Origin of the sequence: Alistipes sp. UBA6068 (genome assembly GCF_949428155.1) — a bacterium.
GTDB classification, from domain to species: domain Bacteria; phylum Bacteroidota; class Bacteroidia; order Bacteroidales; family Rikenellaceae; genus Alistipes; species Alistipes muris.
In genome coordinates this window covers 122,923-140,059 of record NZ_CASQFS010000001.1, presented here as the reverse complement: position 1 = coordinate 140,059, position 17,137 = coordinate 122,923, and the positions used below count along the sequence as shown (strand labels likewise).

Genomic DNA, 17,137 nt, shown 5'->3' with positions numbered 1-17,137 from the left:
TTTTCCCCCGGACGGGAACGAATGCCGCCGGGAAAGATTGTTATTGCAATAACCTAAAACTACGGAATATGTCCTATCTGCTTTATCTTTTGTTGTCCCGTGTCGGCATCCGGATCAGCGAACTGCGGATTCGGACTATTTATGAGAGGCATCCCCTGCCGCACAGCATCCGGGCGCTCTGCGACACGCTGGACGAATTGCGGGTGCCGAACAGAATCTGCCGGCTGCAGTTCAACCAGTTCACGGCCCTCGGCAAACCCGTCATTATCATGGCCGGGCACGACGAATTCCCGTTCTTCCTGGTTGAGAAAACGGACGAAATTACGCAGCGTATTCTGCTTCGGGACGCATCGGGGCAGAGTTCCGTCCTCTCTTTCGAGCAGTTCCGCGACATCTGGGACGGCAATGTGCTGATGGTCAGCAAGGACGAGCGGACAAGGGTCGAGGCCCGCATCGCCTATTTCTTTCGGCAGTGTCTCGACCACATCGACCGGAAAGCCCGTTATTGGGTAACAGGAATCTTTTCCGCGCTGGTCGGCTGGACCGTCCTGCGGTCACACGAAGCCATCGACTGGGTTACCCTCGGGCTTCTTTCCGCTTTGGGACTGCTGACGTTCCGGCAACGTACCGATACGGCCGAAAAAGAGAGCGAAGCCGAACAGCTGAAATACACGCACGAAAAGTTGCTGAATTCGCCCGAAACTTTTTGGTATCTGCTGGCCCAGCAGCCCAAGATGGAGACGGATACCGAGGAGGCCAAGCCTATCAGCAACTACGCGGAAGCCGACCATACGCTGACCGTCATCATGAACCCCGCGTGTCCCAGCTGCGCAAAGGTACACCGGGCGATTTCCTCGGTGCAGAATTGCCGTATCGACCTGATTTTCTTAGTCAACAAAGGCGACAGCCGTTCCTACGACGCGGCCTTGCGGATCGTTTCTTCCGGAATCCAGGATACATGGCCCGAGACCGACCGTCTGATCGCAGGCTGGTACAAAACCCGCACCCTGCCGTCCGACGCGACCGTCCACCCCATGGCCCGCAAGGACTTGGAGGCGCAAATCGCATATTGCCAGCGTATCGGCATCGCCGAAACTCCCACGGTGCTGGTCGACAACCACCATCTGCCCGCCGCCTATCGGGCCGAGGACATCCGCTATATCTTATAGCGGCTCAACTTTTCAAACCATAAAACCGCCCCGGAATTCCGGGGCGGTTTTCATATCCGCGAGAGCGGGCAAAGTGCCCCGCCTACTTTTTCGTCAGCCGTCCCCGGGCGCGGTCGTATTCCATCGAAGCCCAGATAAAGGGGCCTACGCCCTTGCAGTCGTTCTCGATGATGGGCTCGGAGATATAGTAGTCGAACGAACCGTCGCGCATGTCCTTTCCGCCGAGCCCGGCCACAGCACAGCAGTCGGTTATGGAAATCGTACCGTCCTCGTTTTCCCACACGAAACGCTCCACGAAACGTTCGTACAGCCGCATCGCCTCCTCCTGCATCTCAGCAGGAAGATAGCCCAGCCGGACGCCTTTCAGCATGGCGTAAACGAACATAATGGAACCCGTGGCTTCCAGGTAGTTGCCGTCGCGGCCGGGCTGGTCCAGCACCTGGTACCACATGCCCGTTTCGGGGTCGGCGAACTTGGGAAGCACCTCGTAAATATGATTCAGAATATCGGCCATAGGCTGCGTCGTCTCGTCCACGCCGAAATATTGCAGCGTCTCGACAAGGGCCATGGCGTACCACCCCATCGCGCGGCCCCATGCGTGGGGCGTCTGTCCGGAGGTCTTGTCGCACCAGAACATCTGGCGCGAAACGTCGCAGGCGTGGCGATAAAGTCCCGTCGCCGGGTCATAAGTATGCTTGCCGACCAATACGAACTGGCTGACGACATCGGCTTTCAGTTTCCCGAACAGCTCGCTTCCGCCCATCTTGCGCACCGCATATTCGGCATAGAACGGTTCGGCCATATAAAGGCCGTCGAGCCACATCTGGTGCGGATAGGCCAGCTTGTGCCAGAATCCCCCGTCGTCGTTGCGGGGATGCTCCTGCAACTGGCAGAAAAGCGTGTCGAGAACCTGGGCGTAACGTGCCTCGCCCGTACGCTCGGCCAGGATGAAAAGGGGCCGGCCGGGGCAGATATGGTCGAGATTGTACTTCTCTTTCTTGTAGGTCAGCACCGACGCGTCGGGCCGCACGATGGTATCGTAATAGCGCCGGGCATACTCGTAGAAATCGGGGCGGTCGTAAGCGTCGGCCGCGTCGATCATGGCCAGCAGTTCAAGCCCTGTCGTGTAGTTCCACTTGATTTTGCCCGGGGCGATTCCGTCGAGCGACGTAGCCGACGGGTTGCGGGCGATTTCGCTTTCGGCCATCCGCACGGCCAGCGGTACGGGCGAATCGAGCAGGCTGCGACGTCCCGAGCAGGCAGCAGCGGCAAGCAGCAGCGCAGAAAGCGCAAAGAACAAGGTTCGTTTCATCTTATTTGGGGTCTTGGTTTTGTTTGAGATTGTGGGTTTTCAGATACTCGGCGGGCGACATGTGGAACTGCTCGCGGAAACAGCGGCTGAAATAGCCCGGATCCGAAAATCCCACCTTGTAGGCCACTTCCGACACGGAGAACTGCCCCGTGTGCAGCAGCAGCTTGGCCTTGGTGATGCGGTATTCCTTGAGCAGTTCGACAGGCGACTTGCCCGTCAGGCTCTTGAGCTTGTTGTACATGGTCGTGCGCCCCAGCCCGAGGTGCGACGCCAGCTGGTCGATGGTCAGGTCGGAATTTTCGATATTCTTGCTCAGCCACGACATCACCTCCTTCAGGAACTCTTCGTCGCGGTCGGTCACCACCACGTCTTCCACCACCAGTTCGGCAATCTTGTTGCGGGCCGACTGGGCGGAGTACTTCTCGAAAAGCGTCCGGCGCCGCGTGAGCAGGTTGTCGATACGGGCCAGCAGCAGTTCGATGCTGAACGGCTTGGTGATGTAGCCGTCCGCGCCGAATTCCATGGCTTTCAGCCGGTCGTCGGGCGAATGGCGGGCCGTCAGCATGACGATGGGAATGTGGCTCATCGTGAAGTCGTGGCGCACCTTGTCGATCAGCTCGATTCCGTCCATGTGGGGCATCATCAGGTCGGTCACGATGACGTCGGGCATTTCGGTGCGGATTTTCTCCAGCGCCTCCACCCCGTCGTCCGCCTCAATGACGGCATAGGTATCAATGAGACTATTATAGATGAAGACGCGCAGTTCGCGGTTGTCCTCGACGAGCAGGATTTTCTGCGCATCGGCAGGCGGCCGCACGTCGGTCCGGCGCTGACTGTCGACCGACGTGAAGTCGCTGACCATGTAGGCAGCCTTGCCGTCGGGCCCCGCCGACCCCGAAAAGTCGATCTGCTCCATTCCGAAATGGGCGTTGCCCGTCTTGAGTTTCACCGTAAAGGCCGACCCCTCGCCCGGGGTGCTCTCCACCGATATTTCGCCATGATGCAGCGCCACGATTTCGCGGCAGAGCGAAAGACCGATGCCCGAACCCTTCATGTTGCTGTCGACGGCGCGCGACGCCTGCACGAAACGCTCGAAAATATGATTCTGCTTGTCGCGCGGGATGCCTATGCCCGTGTCGCGCACGGTGAGGGTCACACAGTCCTCGGCGTCGCGCTGAGCGATGATGACCTCGATTTTGCCGCCCGCAGGGGTGAATTTCAGCGCATTGGAAAGCAGGTTGTAGATGACGCTCTCGATGCGCTCCGTGTCGACCCACACCAGCACCGAGCGCCGCGAGACGGTGAAAAGCAGCTCGATTCGCCGCTCGGCCGCCATTTCGCGGAAATCGTCGAGCGCATCCTCGACCACAGGCACCAGGTCGACGCGCGAAATCTTCAGCTCCATCTTTTCCTTGACAATCTTGCGGAAGTCGAGCAGCTGGTTGATAAGCGTCAGCATCCGTTTGGCATTTCGGTGGGCCAGCGTCAGGCTGTTTTCGCCGCGCGGCGAGAGTTGGTCGTGACGCTGTACGTCCTCGATGCCGCCCAATATCAGCGTCAGCGGCGTCCGCAGTTCGTGCGATATGTCGGTAAAGAAGCGCAGTTTCAGGTCGGTCATGTCCTGTTCGACGCTCGCGGCGCGGCGCATGCGCACCACCGATCCGAAGACCCGCAGGCATACGAACGCGATTCCGAGCGCCAGCAGTACGTAGAGCGTCTTGGCCCACCACGATAACCAAGGGGGGGGGAGAATTTCGATGCCCAGCCGGATGCCCTCTCCGGCCGTATCGGCATGACCTACGAACGCCTTGACATGGAGCGTATAACGGCCCGCAGGAACATTGGAATAGGAGGCCCGGTTGACAGCGCCCGAAAGGTTCCAGTCGCTGTCGTAGCCCTCCAGCTTGTACATGTAGCGAACGGCATGCTGCACCGCATGGTTCAGCGCCGCGAAGCCCACCCGGAAGTTGGCATAGTCATGCGGAAGAACGATTTCCCGCGCTTCGGGTGCCGCGACGTCGAGCGGCGAACGGGGCCCGGCAGTCACCGGCTTGTTCCGCACGTCGAGCGACGTAAAGCGCAGATTGCAGTCGGCCGGGGCCGAACGGATGCGGTCCGGCTCGAAACGGTAAATACGGCGTCCGCCGCCGAACAGCACGCTGCCGTCGGGCAAGGTCAGCGCCGTGGCTTCGCTCAGAATGGCGTTGCGCATCCGGTCGTAAAGATTGTAGGCGTCGAAACTGCCCCGCCCGACACGAAAGCGCAACACGGCGTTGTGGGTCGACACCCACAGGTCGCCCTGCCTGTCCTCGGCGATGGCCATGCAGATATTGCTCGGCAGTCCGTCCGACAGGTCGTAGCACCGGAAGCGCGGCGTCCCGTCGGCATCGTAGCGCTCGATGCAGTTGAGCCCGCCGCCGTAGGTCGCCAGCCAGATACGTTCCTGCGAATCCTTGAGCATGTGGATGATGTCGTTGTTGCCCAGCGACGACGCGTCGCCCGGAATCTTCTGCACCAGCCGGAAACGCATCTGCTTGTAGCCCGCTCCCGGGTCGAAAATCAGCAGTCCGTCGACCGTCGCGGCGAACATGCGGTCCGGACGGTCGAACAGCAGCCACCGCACGCGCCCCGCCTCGTCCAGCGGATAGTGCGTCAGCTGATTGCCCGCATGGATGAAACGGTCGCCCTGCGGGTCGTCCAGCACGTTGATGCCGCCGCCGTAGGTCGCCACCCAGATGCGGCCGCGGTCGTCTTCCTCGACCGAGTAGACCCGGTCGTCGTTGAGCGAATAGGGGTCGGTTTCGGAGTGAACATAATGGGTCACGGCGAACCCCTCGCCGCGCGGGGTCAGCTTGTAGAGCCCCTCGCCCTTGGTTCCCACCCAGATACGGCCCGCCCGGTCTTCGCGCAGGGCGTAAATCATGCCGGGATTCCTGAGCGGCAGCCGGTAGAGCGGCCGCCCGTTCCCGCCATAGGCAATCAGTTCGCCGTCGCGCGTGCCGACCCACACCCGTCCCCGGCTGTCGCTGAGCAGCGCACGGATTTCGCCCGAAAAGGAGGTGCCGCCCGGCGAATCGAGCGTGAAGACCTCGGCGGGCTGCTCCAGCAGCACGGCTTTGCGCAGGCCGCGCTCGTAATAGGTCGAGAGCCACAGCACATCGTCCTGCACGTCGAAGCGGACCACGGCGTTGGTCATCTGGCAGTCGGGGCGCCGGGGGTCGTTGTAAAACGGTTCGATGCAGTCCTTCTTGCGGTCGTAGTAGCCGAAACCGTATTTGTTCATCTTCACCCAAAGGCGTCCCCCGCCCTCGGCAATGCGGGTCAGCGTGTCGAGGTTGTAAGAGACCGTATAAGGTTCCTGCTCGAAATGTTTGTAGTCGTCGGTAGCCGGGTTGTAGCGCGTGATGCCCGCCTCGGTCGTTGTGACCCACACCACTCCGTGCGAATCGGCCGTCAGACTGCGGATGCGGCGGGGTTTGGGCCCCCGCGGGGCCAGGGGTGCCAGGCGGCCGCCCGCCACGCGGTAGAGCTCGCCCGAACGCGACCCGACGTAGATTTCGCGGCGGACGGAATCGGCGGCGATGGCCGTGAGCATGTTGCTGCCGCCAGCCAGCCGCTCTGCCTTGCCGCTCCGGAGGTCCGCCCGGACCACTCCCCGCGACGTGGCGCAGTAGACCCCCGCCGAATCGGCCGCAAAGTCGAACGCCGGGGCCGGAAGTTCGCACACGGTGCGGACACGCCGGCGGTCGTCCGCCGCCACCCGGTTAAGTTGGCCGTCGGCCGCGGCAATCCAGGCCGCGCCGCCCGCGTCGATGAACATGGCCGTGACGTCGCCGCCCAGCACAGGCTCGTCCAGCAGCGCATCGACCCGCACGGGCGAAGCGTCGGCCCGCCCGGCGAACCGCACCACGCCCTGTCCGGCGATGGCCACCCACGTGCCGCCCTCACGGTCGTGCAGGCAGTGGGTCGTCCGGTAGTGCTTGGCGTCGAACCCCTCGATGAGGGCCGCGACGTCCTCGAACTGCTCCGTGAAGCGGTTGAAACGGTAGACATGCAGATTGTAGGTCGTGAACCACAAGTGGCCGTTGGCGTCCTCGCTCACCGAGACGAAACGGTGGTGCGACAGCGGCGAGAAATCGCCGGGCACGGCGTTGAAGTTGCGGAACGCATACCCGTCGAAACGGCTTACCCCGTACCACGTGCAGACCCACACGAAGCCCCGCGAATCGGTGTAGATGTCGGCGATGCGGTCGTGCGTGAGCCCGTCGAAGGTGGTGTAGAACTGAAAAAGGCACTGCGGCGGCTCGGACGCGCCGACGCGCGGCGCTCCGCAGCAGAGCAGCAGCAAAATCAAAAGCCGTTTCATCGTTGCAAAATTACGAAATTTATCGCCGGGCGAACCCGTCCGGCAGCCCGAAGAAGCGGAGGGCTTCGGCGGCATCGCCGGAGTTCATTTTCCGCGCCCACTTCACCCGTCCGGCCGCTGAAGCGCCGGGGCCCGTGCAGCCGAATTCTCCGTAGCGCACCGTCTTGCGGGCGTGAGGCTTGTTCCAGTCGTGCCACCCGGCAGGCCGGATATGGGCGCCCAATTCGCAGGACAGAAAGCAGGTCTGCGCATGGTCGCGCCACGGACGGCCCAAGTAGCAGGCATCCACCCCCTCGTCGGCCGTGAGCCTGCATTGCAGGAAGACGAAACCCGCGGACTGCCCCATGCAGGTCGAAGCGGCCGTTATGTAGGAATCGGCCTTGGAGCGGATTTCGCACCGGACGAACAGCGCCGCGGCCGAGCCGAAAATGAAGTCGGTCGTCCCCTCCACGTAGCAATCCTCGAAGATGCAGACCGAATTGCCGTCGACCTTCCGGCCGTCGCAGTTGCCCCGGCCGTGTAGGTAGAGCGTATCCTGGTTGCCGAGGAAACGGCAGTTGTAAAAATGCAGTCCGGTACCCAGGCACTGCACCGCCACCGCCTGCCCGACGCGTCCGGCCGTGTTCCCGAACGTCAGGCTGCGCACCTCCCAGCCGTCGCCGCCGAAGTAGACAGTCGACGAACCGGAAGTGCCGGTCGGATGGCCCGTAGGCCCGGTCTGCGAGGCATAGGCGCCCCACGAAACCGTCGCATCGCCGCGCCCTTCGAGCACCACGTTGCGTTTGGACGCAGGGACGGCTATCTTCTCGCGGTAAAGCCCCCCGCAAACGACGATGCGGGTTTTCGCGCCGCAGTAATCGGGAATGGCGGCAACGGCTTCGCCCACGGTGAAGAAGTCGCCCGAACCGTCCTTGGCGACCACGAAATCGGCCGGACGATAGTGCTGCCCCAGCTCGGGGAGCTGCTCACAAAGGCGCTCGGCCACCATGCGCGCAACCTCGTGCGCGCCGCGGACATTCAGATGGGTATCGTCCTGCCGTCCGTCGGGATAGAGCGGACAGCGGCCCGGCGCCACCCACATGTAATACGCTTTCGACGCCTCGTCGCCCAACGAAGCCACCCACTCACGGGTCGCGGGCTCCATGTCGATCAGCACAACGCCCTCCTCGGCAGCCACCCGGCGCATCGCATCGGGATAATCAGTGTGGGTGTCGGTCAGCACGCCGTCGACGAAATGGCGGCGGACAATCGGCGTCAGCAGCACGGGCGTCGCCCCTTTCGCACGCGCTTCGTGCACATAGCGCCGCAGGTTTTCGGCATATTGCGCAGGCGTCGAATAGCGCGTCGAATCGTTGATTTTCTGATCGTTGTGACCAAACTGGATGAATACGTAATCGCCCGGTCGCAGCCTGTCGCAGACGCGCGCCCACCGCCCCTCGGCGCGGAACGACTTGGTCGAACGGCCGTTGGTGGCGTGGTTCTCGACGACTACCGCTTCGTCGAACAGCGGCTGGAACATGTGGCCCCACCCGCGTTCGGGATTCTGCTTGTCGAGCTTCTTGGTGGCGCACGTCGAATCGCCGACGAGGTAGACGCGCAGCGTATCGGCCACGGCTTCCGCCGCTCCGGCGCCCTGCACCGCGCAGACGAACAGCAGGATCGGCAGGATATGTTTCAATTTCATGGTAGGAACGGTTATACGACGAGTGAGGGAGCCCCCTCACTCGTCTTGCTTATTTATCTTCGTTCGGGTGCTTCGGCCGCAAAGCCGAAACGGCCGCTATTCGATGGTCACGGCAGCCGCAGACCTGGCAGAAAGGCAGGCATTGGCGGCGTCGATCTCCTCCGAAGCAACCCGCACATTGCGGTTGCGGCTTCCGGTCACGGTCAGCGCGCATTTCAGCCCGGCGGGGCAGGAGAAATCCTCGGCCCGGAAATCCTTTACATTATTGAGAATCAACGCAGCACCTTTCTCGGGCACCACCGTCACGTTGCGCAGCACGACGTCGGTCGACTCGCAAATCTGGGCGCCGGTCCGGGCCTGCATCCACGCATTCTCGACCACGACCTGCTCGACGTTCATCTCGGGCAGCCCGTTGAAGTACATGGCCCGACGGGCACCGCGGCACCACACGTCCCGGATATGGATGTTGCGGAACGCGGGGGTCGTCTCGTCCGCAGGTCTGAGCGCCATGTCGGTCGGCTCGCCGCCCTCTTCGGCGGCTTCCGACGCCGACTTGCCCCCGTAGAAAAGGTCGAACAGCAGGGCGTCCTGCAAAATGTTGTTCATGGCGATGTTGCGGATATGGATGTTCTCGACCACTCCGCCGCGGCCGCGCGTCGACTTGAAACGCAGTCCCACGTCCGTACCCGAGAACGTGCAGTCGGAAACCAGCACGTTCTTCACGCCGCCCGACATCTCGCTGCCCACCACGAAACCGCCATGGCCGTGGAAGACGATGCAGTCGTTCACATAGATGTTCTCGCACGGAATGCCGCGGTCGCGCCCGGCCTTGTCCTTGCCGCTCTTGATGCAGATGCCGTCGTCGCCCACGTCGAAGCGCGAACCCGTCAGCACCACGTTCTTGCACGATTCGATGTCGATGCCGTCGCCGTTCTGCGCATAGTCCGGACAGCGGACCGTAATGTTGCGCACCGTCAGATTGGTGCACATGGCCGGATGGATATGCCAGCAGGGCGAATTCTGAAAGGTCACCCCTTCGAGCAGCACGTTCTCGCAGTGGTGGAACGCCACCAGCACCGGACGCAGAAAGTCCTTCATCTTCTCGAAATCCTCGCGCGTGCGGGCCCAGGTCGAGACGTTCTGGTCCGAACCCGACGTCGCACCGAAGCGGAAACTCTCCGACGGATACCACGTATTGCCGTCCTCGGAGACGATGCCGCCGCTCCTGACCTTGGCGTTCCACTGCCCGGCGGTGAGCTTGCCGCGTTTCACGGCGCGCCACGCGTCGCCGTTGCCGTCGATGACGCCGAAGCCGGTAATGGCGATATTCTTGGCATGGGTGGCCGAAATGGGCGACTGGCAGCGCCACGTATTGAGCCCCTCGAAAGTAATCTGCACGAGCGGATAGAGCGACTTGTCATCGCTGAACACAATCATGGAGTTCTGCTCCAGGTGCAGCTCGATATTGTCTTTCAGCACGATGGGTCCCGTGTACCACACGCCCGCCGGAACCACCACGCGGCCGCCGCCCTGCTCCGCGAGGGCGTCGATGGCGGCCGCAAAGGCCCCGGTCGCAAGCGTATGGGCGTCGCCCGAAGCGCCGAAATCGGCCACGCTCACCGAACGCGCCGGGATGGCAGGCTGCACGACGGCAGGCATCTCGAAAGGCATCTCCGCAGGCAGGGAACCGCTCCGGGCACCGGACGAGCAGCAGCCGGCGGCGAGGGCCGCAGCTGCCGGAAGCATCAACAGATGTTTCAGATTCATAATAATAAGGTAGATTTTATGGATTCGTAATCGTTTCGTCGGCTTGTTGTACAAATGTACGCAAAGGCGGCAGGACGCAATAGGAATTTTTGACGCAAAACACGGACTTTTCACCGATGCGGCCTTTCGCCTTTTCCCTCGCCACAGCCCGCAAGAGGGCTATTCGAGCCGCTCGACGATCACTTCGGCATAGGGATAGTTGCCCGGAATCGGAAACTCGAACGAAGTGTAGTTGACCCCGAACGTCGTCTCGAAGTCATCGGCCAAACCGTTCTCCTCGCTCTTGCGCCACCCCATGACGAACCAATAGTCGATGCGCCCCTCCACGGGCCGCACCTGAAAGAGGTAGTTGCGCGAATCGTCGGTCTGCGACACCACATGCCGGGCCGGAACCCACAGGGCCAGCCCCACCGTTTCGCGTTCCCAGCGGAGCGTGTCGTTTTCGGGGTAGTCGCATCCGACGCTCTGCATCGTCCAGCAATCCGGATACATGTACGCTCCCTCGCGATTATACCAAACCGCCGTTCGGTTGTCGCGCATCTTCATGATTCCCGTAGTGAACTCCAGCGAATCGGCGCCCGCACCCGAAATGTAGTTTTCGGCCTTGACGACCGAACCGTCGCCGTAGAGAATGTAGCGCGACGTCATGTCGATTTCGCGGCCGCCGTAGTTCCAGCCCTCGACCCGCATGTCGACCACCGTGCGCAGAGGGCCGTAGGCACGGATGGTCGCTTCGCGGCGGCGCATGCCGACGATATGCTCCATGCGGCGCTTCTCGGGATTCCAGCCCTTGAGCGCCCCCACCGACACCGTTCCGAAGACACGCAGATTGTCGTGGCCGCAGCCCGCCGCGAGCTGCTCGTCGGTCGGATACCACATTGTTTCGCGCAGTTCCAGCCCCGGACGCTTCTTGCCGTAGGTGTCGATGCTCTGTTTCTTGTCGAAATAGATGCGGTAGGCGGCATATTCGGATTCAAAGGCCGGACCGTGGTGGTGGAGCTTATGGTACATGTCGTCCTTGTCCGAGGCAAGCTGCGACTTCTCCGTAAGCGTCTTGTCGGGATTCTTCCACCACATCTGCGCGTTGACCAACGGCTTGTAATCGTGCACGATCGGCTCCGTCGAATACTCGACCCAAGCCTCCACAGGCTCGTCACAATTGAGCCCGACCGCAAAAACCAGTTCGTCGAAACGGCCGTCGCCGTCCAGGTCGTCCAGCTGCGAGGGCACCTCCACGATTTCGGTCGGAGAATAGAGGTACTCGCCCTCGTAGGTCGTCTTGGGCATGTAGACCGTCGCCCCCTGGACATTGGCCGGAATATCGCGCACCACGGCCCACGTCGAGCCGCCGCCGTAGGGAGCCGAAAGGCGATAATGCACGCTTACGGTCTTGGCTTCCGCAGCACCGGACACGGCGCACGCCGCCAACAACAGAAAAAGAGATTTCATACTATCGTAGATTGTTGATTGTTCGATTCAGTTCTTCGCAGGAACGGATCGCCCCGGCAGGCAGACCGTCGGCGAAACTTTGCAGCGCCGCTTCGGGCAGGAGCTCCACGCGCGATTCGTCGGCCTGCGAAAGGTCGAGCCCCAGCGCGTCGGCGAAAAATTCATAGACCGCCCGGCGTTTGTTCGGGCCGTAGTCGTGGCGTTCGTCGGGCAAGTGCACGTTGCGCACCTGCTCCCCCGCCCCGTAAAATTCCCATATCCGGCGCAGGAAAGGATACTCCAGTTCCGGATAGGTCGCTGTCCAGTCGCCGCCGTCGCTCACCGTCAGCACAGGGCGCGGAGCCATCGCCGCCGCCAGCAGTTCGGGCGTGCAGCTCCCGCCCCCGGCCAGCGTCACCGGGCGGCCGCTTTCGCACGGGCATCCGCCGTCGAAGTGCGACACGAGGTGCACCACGGGCGCCAAGGCGGCAAAACGGCCGTCGGCCAATGCCAGCAGCAACGCATGCGTAGCTCCGCCGGAACCGCCCGTGGCGGCCATGCGGGCCGTATCTATGTCGCGGCGCGAGGCCACGAGCCAATCCGTCACGGCTTTCGACCACAGCACCTGCAGCTGCATGGCATAAGGCGCCGTATGGGCATCGCGGCCGATCTGACGCTCCGAATCCCCCCAGCCGACAATATCCATGTCGACCGCCACGGCCCCCATGCGGGCGAAAGTCGCCATGCGCAGCTGCTGGTCGGGACGATAGCGGCCGCCCTCCCAATGGCCCGCAGGCGAAACGACAAGCGGATGCCTTTTACCGCCCGTCGGCGCATAGACGGTACCGCAGACATAAAGCCCCGGCAAGGTTTCGAGCGCATAATTCTGGGTTGTATAACCGTCGTGACGGACTTTCCGCCCCAGCCGCACGTCGGGCTCCGCAACAAGCCCCCGGACGAAAGGTTCGAGCGCCAGCGCCTTTTTCGCGTCGGCGAGCAAAACATCCCTGCGCCGCTCCCACTGCTCCCGGTCGGCATACTGCGCCGAAAGCCACGCCAGCAGTTTCGCGCCGTCGGCCGGAGTGCGGCGATAATATTCGTAGGGCTGGACCGTAATCTTCCGGTCGCCGCTCCACACCAGGTCGAGCGGGTCGAGCAGGTTGTCGAGGGTCTCGCCGAGCGAATAGGGGCGCCAGCGCCAATCGGCAAAGGCCACCCGCACCGTGTCGGGCGAAAACTTCTTGCAGCGAATCCGCACACCGAACTGCGTCTCAGCGCGGCGCAGCATCTCCGCCAGCGACCGCCGCTCCGCCGCGGCCCGCACCGGATGCCTTACGACCGGAGGCTTCGGAGGGATTACCATCGTATCGGGGCACTCCACCGGACCTTCCGGCACCGACACCAGCTGCTGCGCCCGCAGGGGCAGAACCACCCCCACCGCCGATAGCAATAACAGGTTGCGAAACATTCTTTTCATCTTTTCCCGCTTTTCAGGCAGGACAAATATAGAAATTTTGGCGGCATTTCTTGGTCGTTTGCCAAAAAGATTCTATATTTGCACACCTTTTCGGGTACGGCAATGCGCCCGGGGTGACCGGAGAGATGGGTGAGTGGCTGAAACCACCGGTTTGCTAAACCGACGTACGGAGTAATCCGTACCACGAGTTCGAATCTCGTTCTCTCCGCAAATTCTAAAAACTTGCGACGGCAGAACTTCGTTCTGCCTTTTTTATCGGCCCAGCCACAGGAAAATCGCTTTTCCTATGCTGGTGCCGATAATTCTTTATTCGCTGCGCTCATCGCAAGTTTTTTTCACAAGGTTCTCACAACCACACGAGTTGCGGGGCGAAGAGATATTCGATTTTATAGGTCGCCCCGCGAGTGCTGCGCACTTCGATTCCCGTTCTTCGCCTGCGGCGGCAAAGAGAAAGACCGAGCACAGCGAGGTCAATTTCGTTCTTGCAAACAAATATTTCTCGCTAATATACCCCTCTCGCTCAAGAACCCCGGCAAAACCTGCACAGTAATTGCACCGGGATTCGGCATGCAGACAGACCTCCGGAAAACAGTTTCCGTATTACTATGCTTAGGGTTGTTTTGCGGCACGGCGGCGGGACAGGCTCCCGAGACCGTACCGGACGCCCCGCCGCACCCCGCAATCGCACCGCCGACCGCGACATCGGCACACACCTCCGGCCCGGTGCCCACCAAACGGGCCCTCGAAATCGGCAAGGGCATCACCTACCGTTCGCCCGGCGAGGGGTTTTCGCTCACCATGCGGCTGCGGATGCAGGACCTTGTGGCACTCTCGTTCAACCGCAGTTTCGGGCTGGACGAAATCGAGGCCCGCATCAAGCGCCTGCAAGTCAAGTTCGACGGATACGTCTACTCGCCGAAGCTGGTTTACTCCATCCAGCTGGGATTCACGGGCCACGCCGCCAACGCCCGCAGCAACTCCAACATCATCAGCGACGCCATACTCTACTACCGCCCGGCTCCGGCCTGGAGTTTCGGGCTGGGACAGACCAAGATACAGGCAGGACGCGCCCAAATCACCTCGTCGGGCGTGCTGCAGTTCGTCGACCGCAGCATCGTCAACCGCGAATTCGGCGCCGACCGCGATTTCGGCATCTTCATCCGCTACGACCTGCCCCGCGGCGACGGGTTCACCTTTTCGGCCAAAAGCTCCGTCACCTTGGGCGAGGGGCGCAATTGGGGCCGTTCGTCCAACGGCGGGCTGGTCTACACAAGGCGGCTGGAATTCTATCCGCTGGGGCGGTTCAAGGAGAAGGGCGAATCGTTCGAGGGCGACCTGGCCCACGAGGAGCAGGTCAAGATACTGCTGGCGGGCGCCTATTCCTACAACCACAAGGCGGTCCGCACGCACGGCCAGAGCGGCGATCTCCTGCCCGACGGCGCAAGCCGCAATTTCGGCAGCTGGTACGCCGATTTCCTGCTCAAATACCGGGGATTCTCGTTCTGCGCCGACTTCATGGGCCGGACCTGCTCCGACCCTGTTTTCGACGACGAAGCCCGCACCTGGATTTATACGGGCTGGGGCTTCAACGCGCAGGCCGGCTACATCATCCGCCGCAAATGGGAGGTCTCCCTGCGCAGTTCGATGCTCTTTCCCCGTCCCGAAGTGCAGGACCGTGCCGGATACGAACGCCGCAGCCAGACCACCGCAGCCGTTTCGCGCTACATCGTGGGGCACGCGCTGAAAGTGCAGGCCGACATCTCCTACAACCATCGCAGCCACGCGGCCAAGAACACCTATTCCCGCTGGTTTTTCGCTCTCCAGCTGGGGATCGACATCTAAAGGATTTTCAATGCGATATGCGCGCAGGCTTCGGCATCGGCCAGTGCGTGGTGGTGATGCCGCAAATCGTATCCGCAGGCCGCGGCTACGGTGTGCAGCTGGTGGTTGGGAAGCTGCCGCCCGAAAAACCGGCGCGCCGCCCGGCAGGTGCAGAAAAACTCATAGCCCGGCCACGGCAGGTCGTAGAGGTCCAGCGCCGCCCGCAGGCACCCCTCGTCGAAAGGGGCGTTGTGCGCCACCAGCGGCAGCCCCTCGATGCGGGGCGCCAGGGCGCGCCATACCTCCTCGAATTCGGGCGCCTCGTCGGTATCGGCACAGCACAGACCGTGAATCGCCGTGGTGAAAGGGCTGTAATAGTTGGGGCGCGGGCGGATCAGGCTGTAAAACGAATCGACCACCTCGCCGCCGCGCACCACGACCGCCCCCACCGAACAGACGCTCGCCCGGTGGCGGTTGGCCGTCTCGAAGTCGATGGCAGCGAAATCGGTCATCATTCCCACTCGATGGTTGCGGGCGGTTTGGAGGAGATGTCGTAGACTACGCGGTTGACGCCGTGCACGCGGTTGATGATTTCGTTCGACACGTCGGCCAGGAATTCATAGGGCAGGTGCACCCAGTCGGCCGTCATGCCGTCGGTCGAAGTCACGGCACGCAGCGCCACGCAGCTCTCGTAGGTGCGTTCGTCGCCCATGACCCCCACGCTCTTGACGGGCAGCAGAATAGCTCCCGCCTGCCAGACCTTGTCGTAAAGGCCCGCAGCGCGCAGGGCGTCGATATAGATTTTGTCCACGTTCTGGAGAATCTCGACCTTTTCGGGCGTAATGTCGCCCAGGATGCGGATGGCAAGCCCCGGCCCCGGAAACGGATGGCGCCCGATGAGCTGCTCGGAAATGCCCAGCGAACGGCCCACACGGCGCACCTCGTCCTTGAACAGCAGCCGCAGCGGCTCGACAATACGCAGATTCATCTTCTCGGGCAGGCCGCCCACGTTGTGGTGCGACTTGATGGTGGCCGACGGACCGTTGACCGAGCACGATTCGATGACGTCGGGGTAAATGGTCCCCTGCGCCAGCCACTTCACGTCGGCGATGCGCTGCGCCTCGTCGTTGAAGACCTCCACGAAGTCGCGGCCGATGATTTTGCGCTTGCCTTCGGGGTCGCTCACGCCCGCCAGGTCGCCCAGGAACTTGGCCCCGGCCTTGACCCCCTTGACGTTGAGCCCCATGTTCTTATAGGATTCGAGCACCTCCTCGAATTCGTTCTTGCGCAGCAGTCCCGAATCGACGAAGATGCAGTAGAGGTTCCGCCCGATGGCCTTGTGCAGCAGCACGGCCGCCACCGACGAATCGACGCCGCCCGAAAGGCCCAGCACCACCTTGTCGCCGCCCAGCTTCTCGCGCAGTTCGCGCACGGTGGTCTCGACGAAACTTTCCGAAGTCCAGCTTTGCGAGCAGCCGCAGATGCCCACGACGAAATTCTTCAGCAGCTGCGTGCCGTCGGTCGAATGGTAGACCTCGGGGTGGAACTGAATGCCCCACGTCGGCTCGCCCTCGACACGGAACGCCGCTACGCGCACATCCTCCGTCCCGGCAATCAGCCGATACGACGCGGGCACCGAAGTGATCGTATCGCCGTGCGACATCCACACCTGCGTCCTGGCGGGCAGTCCCGCCATCAGCGGGTCGGCGGCATCGCCCACCGTCAGCATCGCCCGGCCGTACTCGCGGCTGGGTGCGGGCTGCACCTCGCCGCCGAAGGCCGAAGCCAGGTACTGCGCCCCGTAGCAGACGCCCAAGAGCGGCAGACGGCCCTTTATCTGCCCGAGGTCGGGAGCCGGCGCGTGCTCGTCGCGCACGGAATAGGGGCTGCCCGAAAGGATGACACCCCGCACCGACGCGTCGAGCGCCGGAACCTTGTTGAACGGATGGATTTCGCAATAGACGTTCAGCTCGCGCACGCGCCGCGCGATAAGCTGCGTATACTGCGACCCGAAGTCGAGGATAAGGATCTTTTCCATCTATGATCGTCGTTTGTTTTTCAAATAACTATCGGCGGTTCCGAAGAATCCGGTTCGGAACCCGCCGCCGGATGC

General features: G+C 62.3%; 10 protein-coding genes and 1 tRNA gene. 3 read left to right on the top strand and 8 right to left on the bottom strand.

Annotated features, from left to right (window positions below; genetic code table 11):
* Positions 1–68: 68 nt before the first annotated feature.
* Positions 69–1,169, top strand: coding sequence for a cysteine peptidase family C39 domain-containing protein (locus tag QVG21_RS00590; protein WP_287921078.1), 1,101 nt, complete (start codon positions 69–71; stop codon positions 1,167–1,169).
* Positions 1,170–1,251: 82 nt separating this feature from the next.
* Here QVG21_RS00590 and QVG21_RS00585 read toward each other — a convergent pair whose 3' ends face one another.
* The 6 genes from QVG21_RS00585 to QVG21_RS00560 all read right to left on the bottom strand — a co-directional run bounded on the left by QVG21_RS00585 (position 1,252) and on the right by QVG21_RS00560 (position 13,203).
* On the bottom strand, positions 1,252–2,481 hold the full coding sequence (locus QVG21_RS00585; protein ID WP_287921075.1) for a glycoside hydrolase family 88/105 protein: 1,230 nt from the start codon (positions 2,479–2,481) through the stop codon (positions 1,252–1,254).
* 1 nt (position 2,482) lies between these two features.
* Positions 2,483–6,847, bottom strand: coding sequence for a two-component regulator propeller domain-containing protein (locus tag QVG21_RS00580; protein WP_287921072.1), 4,365 nt, complete (start codon positions 6,845–6,847; stop codon positions 2,483–2,485).
* A gap of 19 nt (positions 6,848–6,866) precedes the next feature.
* A complete protein-coding gene (locus QVG21_RS00575; RefSeq protein WP_287921069.1) occupies positions 6,867–8,531 on the bottom strand; it encodes a pectinesterase family protein in 1,665 nt (554 codons plus the stop codon).
* 96 nt (positions 8,532–8,627) lie between these two features.
* Complete coding sequence (locus QVG21_RS00570; RefSeq protein ID WP_287921066.1) at positions 8,628–10,298, bottom strand: glycoside hydrolase family 28 protein; 1,671 nt, start codon at positions 10,296–10,298, stop codon at positions 8,628–8,630.
* A gap of 159 nt (positions 10,299–10,457) precedes the next feature.
* The gene (locus QVG21_RS00565) at positions 10,458–11,747 is read right to left on the bottom strand and encodes a DUF4861 family protein (protein WP_287921064.1); all 1,290 of its coding nucleotides are present in this window, start codon (positions 11,745–11,747) and stop codon (positions 10,458–10,460) included.
* A gap of 1 nt (position 11,748) precedes the next feature.
* Positions 11,749–13,203: an alpha/beta hydrolase family protein gene (locus QVG21_RS00560; RefSeq protein WP_287921061.1), complete on the bottom strand. Its 1,455-nt coding sequence runs from the start codon at positions 13,201–13,203 to the stop codon at positions 11,749–11,751.
* 119 nt (positions 13,204–13,322) lie between these two features.
* Here QVG21_RS00560 and QVG21_RS00555 point away from each other — a divergent pair.
* A tRNA-Ser gene (locus QVG21_RS00555) sits at positions 13,323–13,411 on the top strand.
* 515 nt (positions 13,412–13,926) lie between these two features.
* A complete protein-coding gene (locus QVG21_RS00550; RefSeq protein ID WP_287921058.1) occupies positions 13,927–15,045 on the top strand; it encodes a porin in 1,119 nt (372 codons plus the stop codon).
* On the opposite strand, the gene QVG21_RS00545 is transcribed toward QVG21_RS00550, so the two are convergent.
* Complete coding sequence (locus QVG21_RS00545) at positions 15,042–15,536, bottom strand: 3'-5' exonuclease (protein WP_287921425.1); 495 nt, start codon at positions 15,534–15,536, stop codon at positions 15,042–15,044. The genes QVG21_RS00550 and QVG21_RS00545 overlap by 4 nt on opposite strands.
* Positions 15,536–17,062: a glutamine-hydrolyzing GMP synthase gene (guaA, locus tag QVG21_RS00540; protein ID WP_287921055.1), complete on the bottom strand. Its 1,527-nt coding sequence runs from the start codon at positions 17,060–17,062 to the stop codon at positions 15,536–15,538. Before guaA ends, QVG21_RS00545 begins: the two co-directional genes overlap by 1 nt.
* Positions 17,063–17,137: the final 75 nt, after the last annotated feature.

What these genes read in the sequence shown, in the direction of transcription:
- QVG21_RS00590 (WP_287921078.1), top strand. Translation starts at nt 69, where the DNA reads ATGTCCTATCTGCTTTATCTTTTGTTGTCCCGTGTCGGCATCCGGATC.
- QVG21_RS00585 (WP_287921075.1), bottom strand. Translation starts at nt 2,481, where the DNA reads ATGAAACGAACCTTGTTCTTTGCGCTTTCTGCGCTGCTGCTTGCCGCT.
- QVG21_RS00580 (WP_287921072.1), bottom strand. Translation starts at nt 6,847, where the DNA reads ATGAAACGGCTTTTGATTTTGCTGCTGCTCTGCTGCGGAGCGCCGCGC.
- QVG21_RS00575 (WP_287921069.1), bottom strand. Translation starts at nt 8,531, where the DNA reads ATGAAATTGAAACATATCCTGCCGATCCTGCTGTTCGTCTGCGCGGTG.
- QVG21_RS00570 (WP_287921066.1), bottom strand. Translation starts at nt 10,298, where the DNA reads ATGAATCTGAAACATCTGTTGATGCTTCCGGCAGCTGCGGCCCTCGCC.
- QVG21_RS00565 (WP_287921064.1), bottom strand. Translation starts at nt 11,747, where the DNA reads ATGAAATCTCTTTTTCTGTTGTTGGCGGCGTGCGCCGTGTCCGGTGCT.
- QVG21_RS00560 (WP_287921061.1), bottom strand. Translation starts at nt 13,203, where the DNA reads ATGAAAAGAATGTTTCGCAACCTGTTATTGCTATCGGCGGTGGGGGTG.
- QVG21_RS00545 (WP_287921425.1), bottom strand. Translation starts at nt 15,536, where the DNA reads ATGACCGATTTCGCTGCCATCGACTTCGAGACGGCCAACCGCCACCGG.
- guaA (WP_287921055.1), bottom strand. Translation starts at nt 17,062, where the DNA reads ATGGAAAAGATCCTTATCCTCGACTTCGGGTCGCAGTATACGCAGCTT.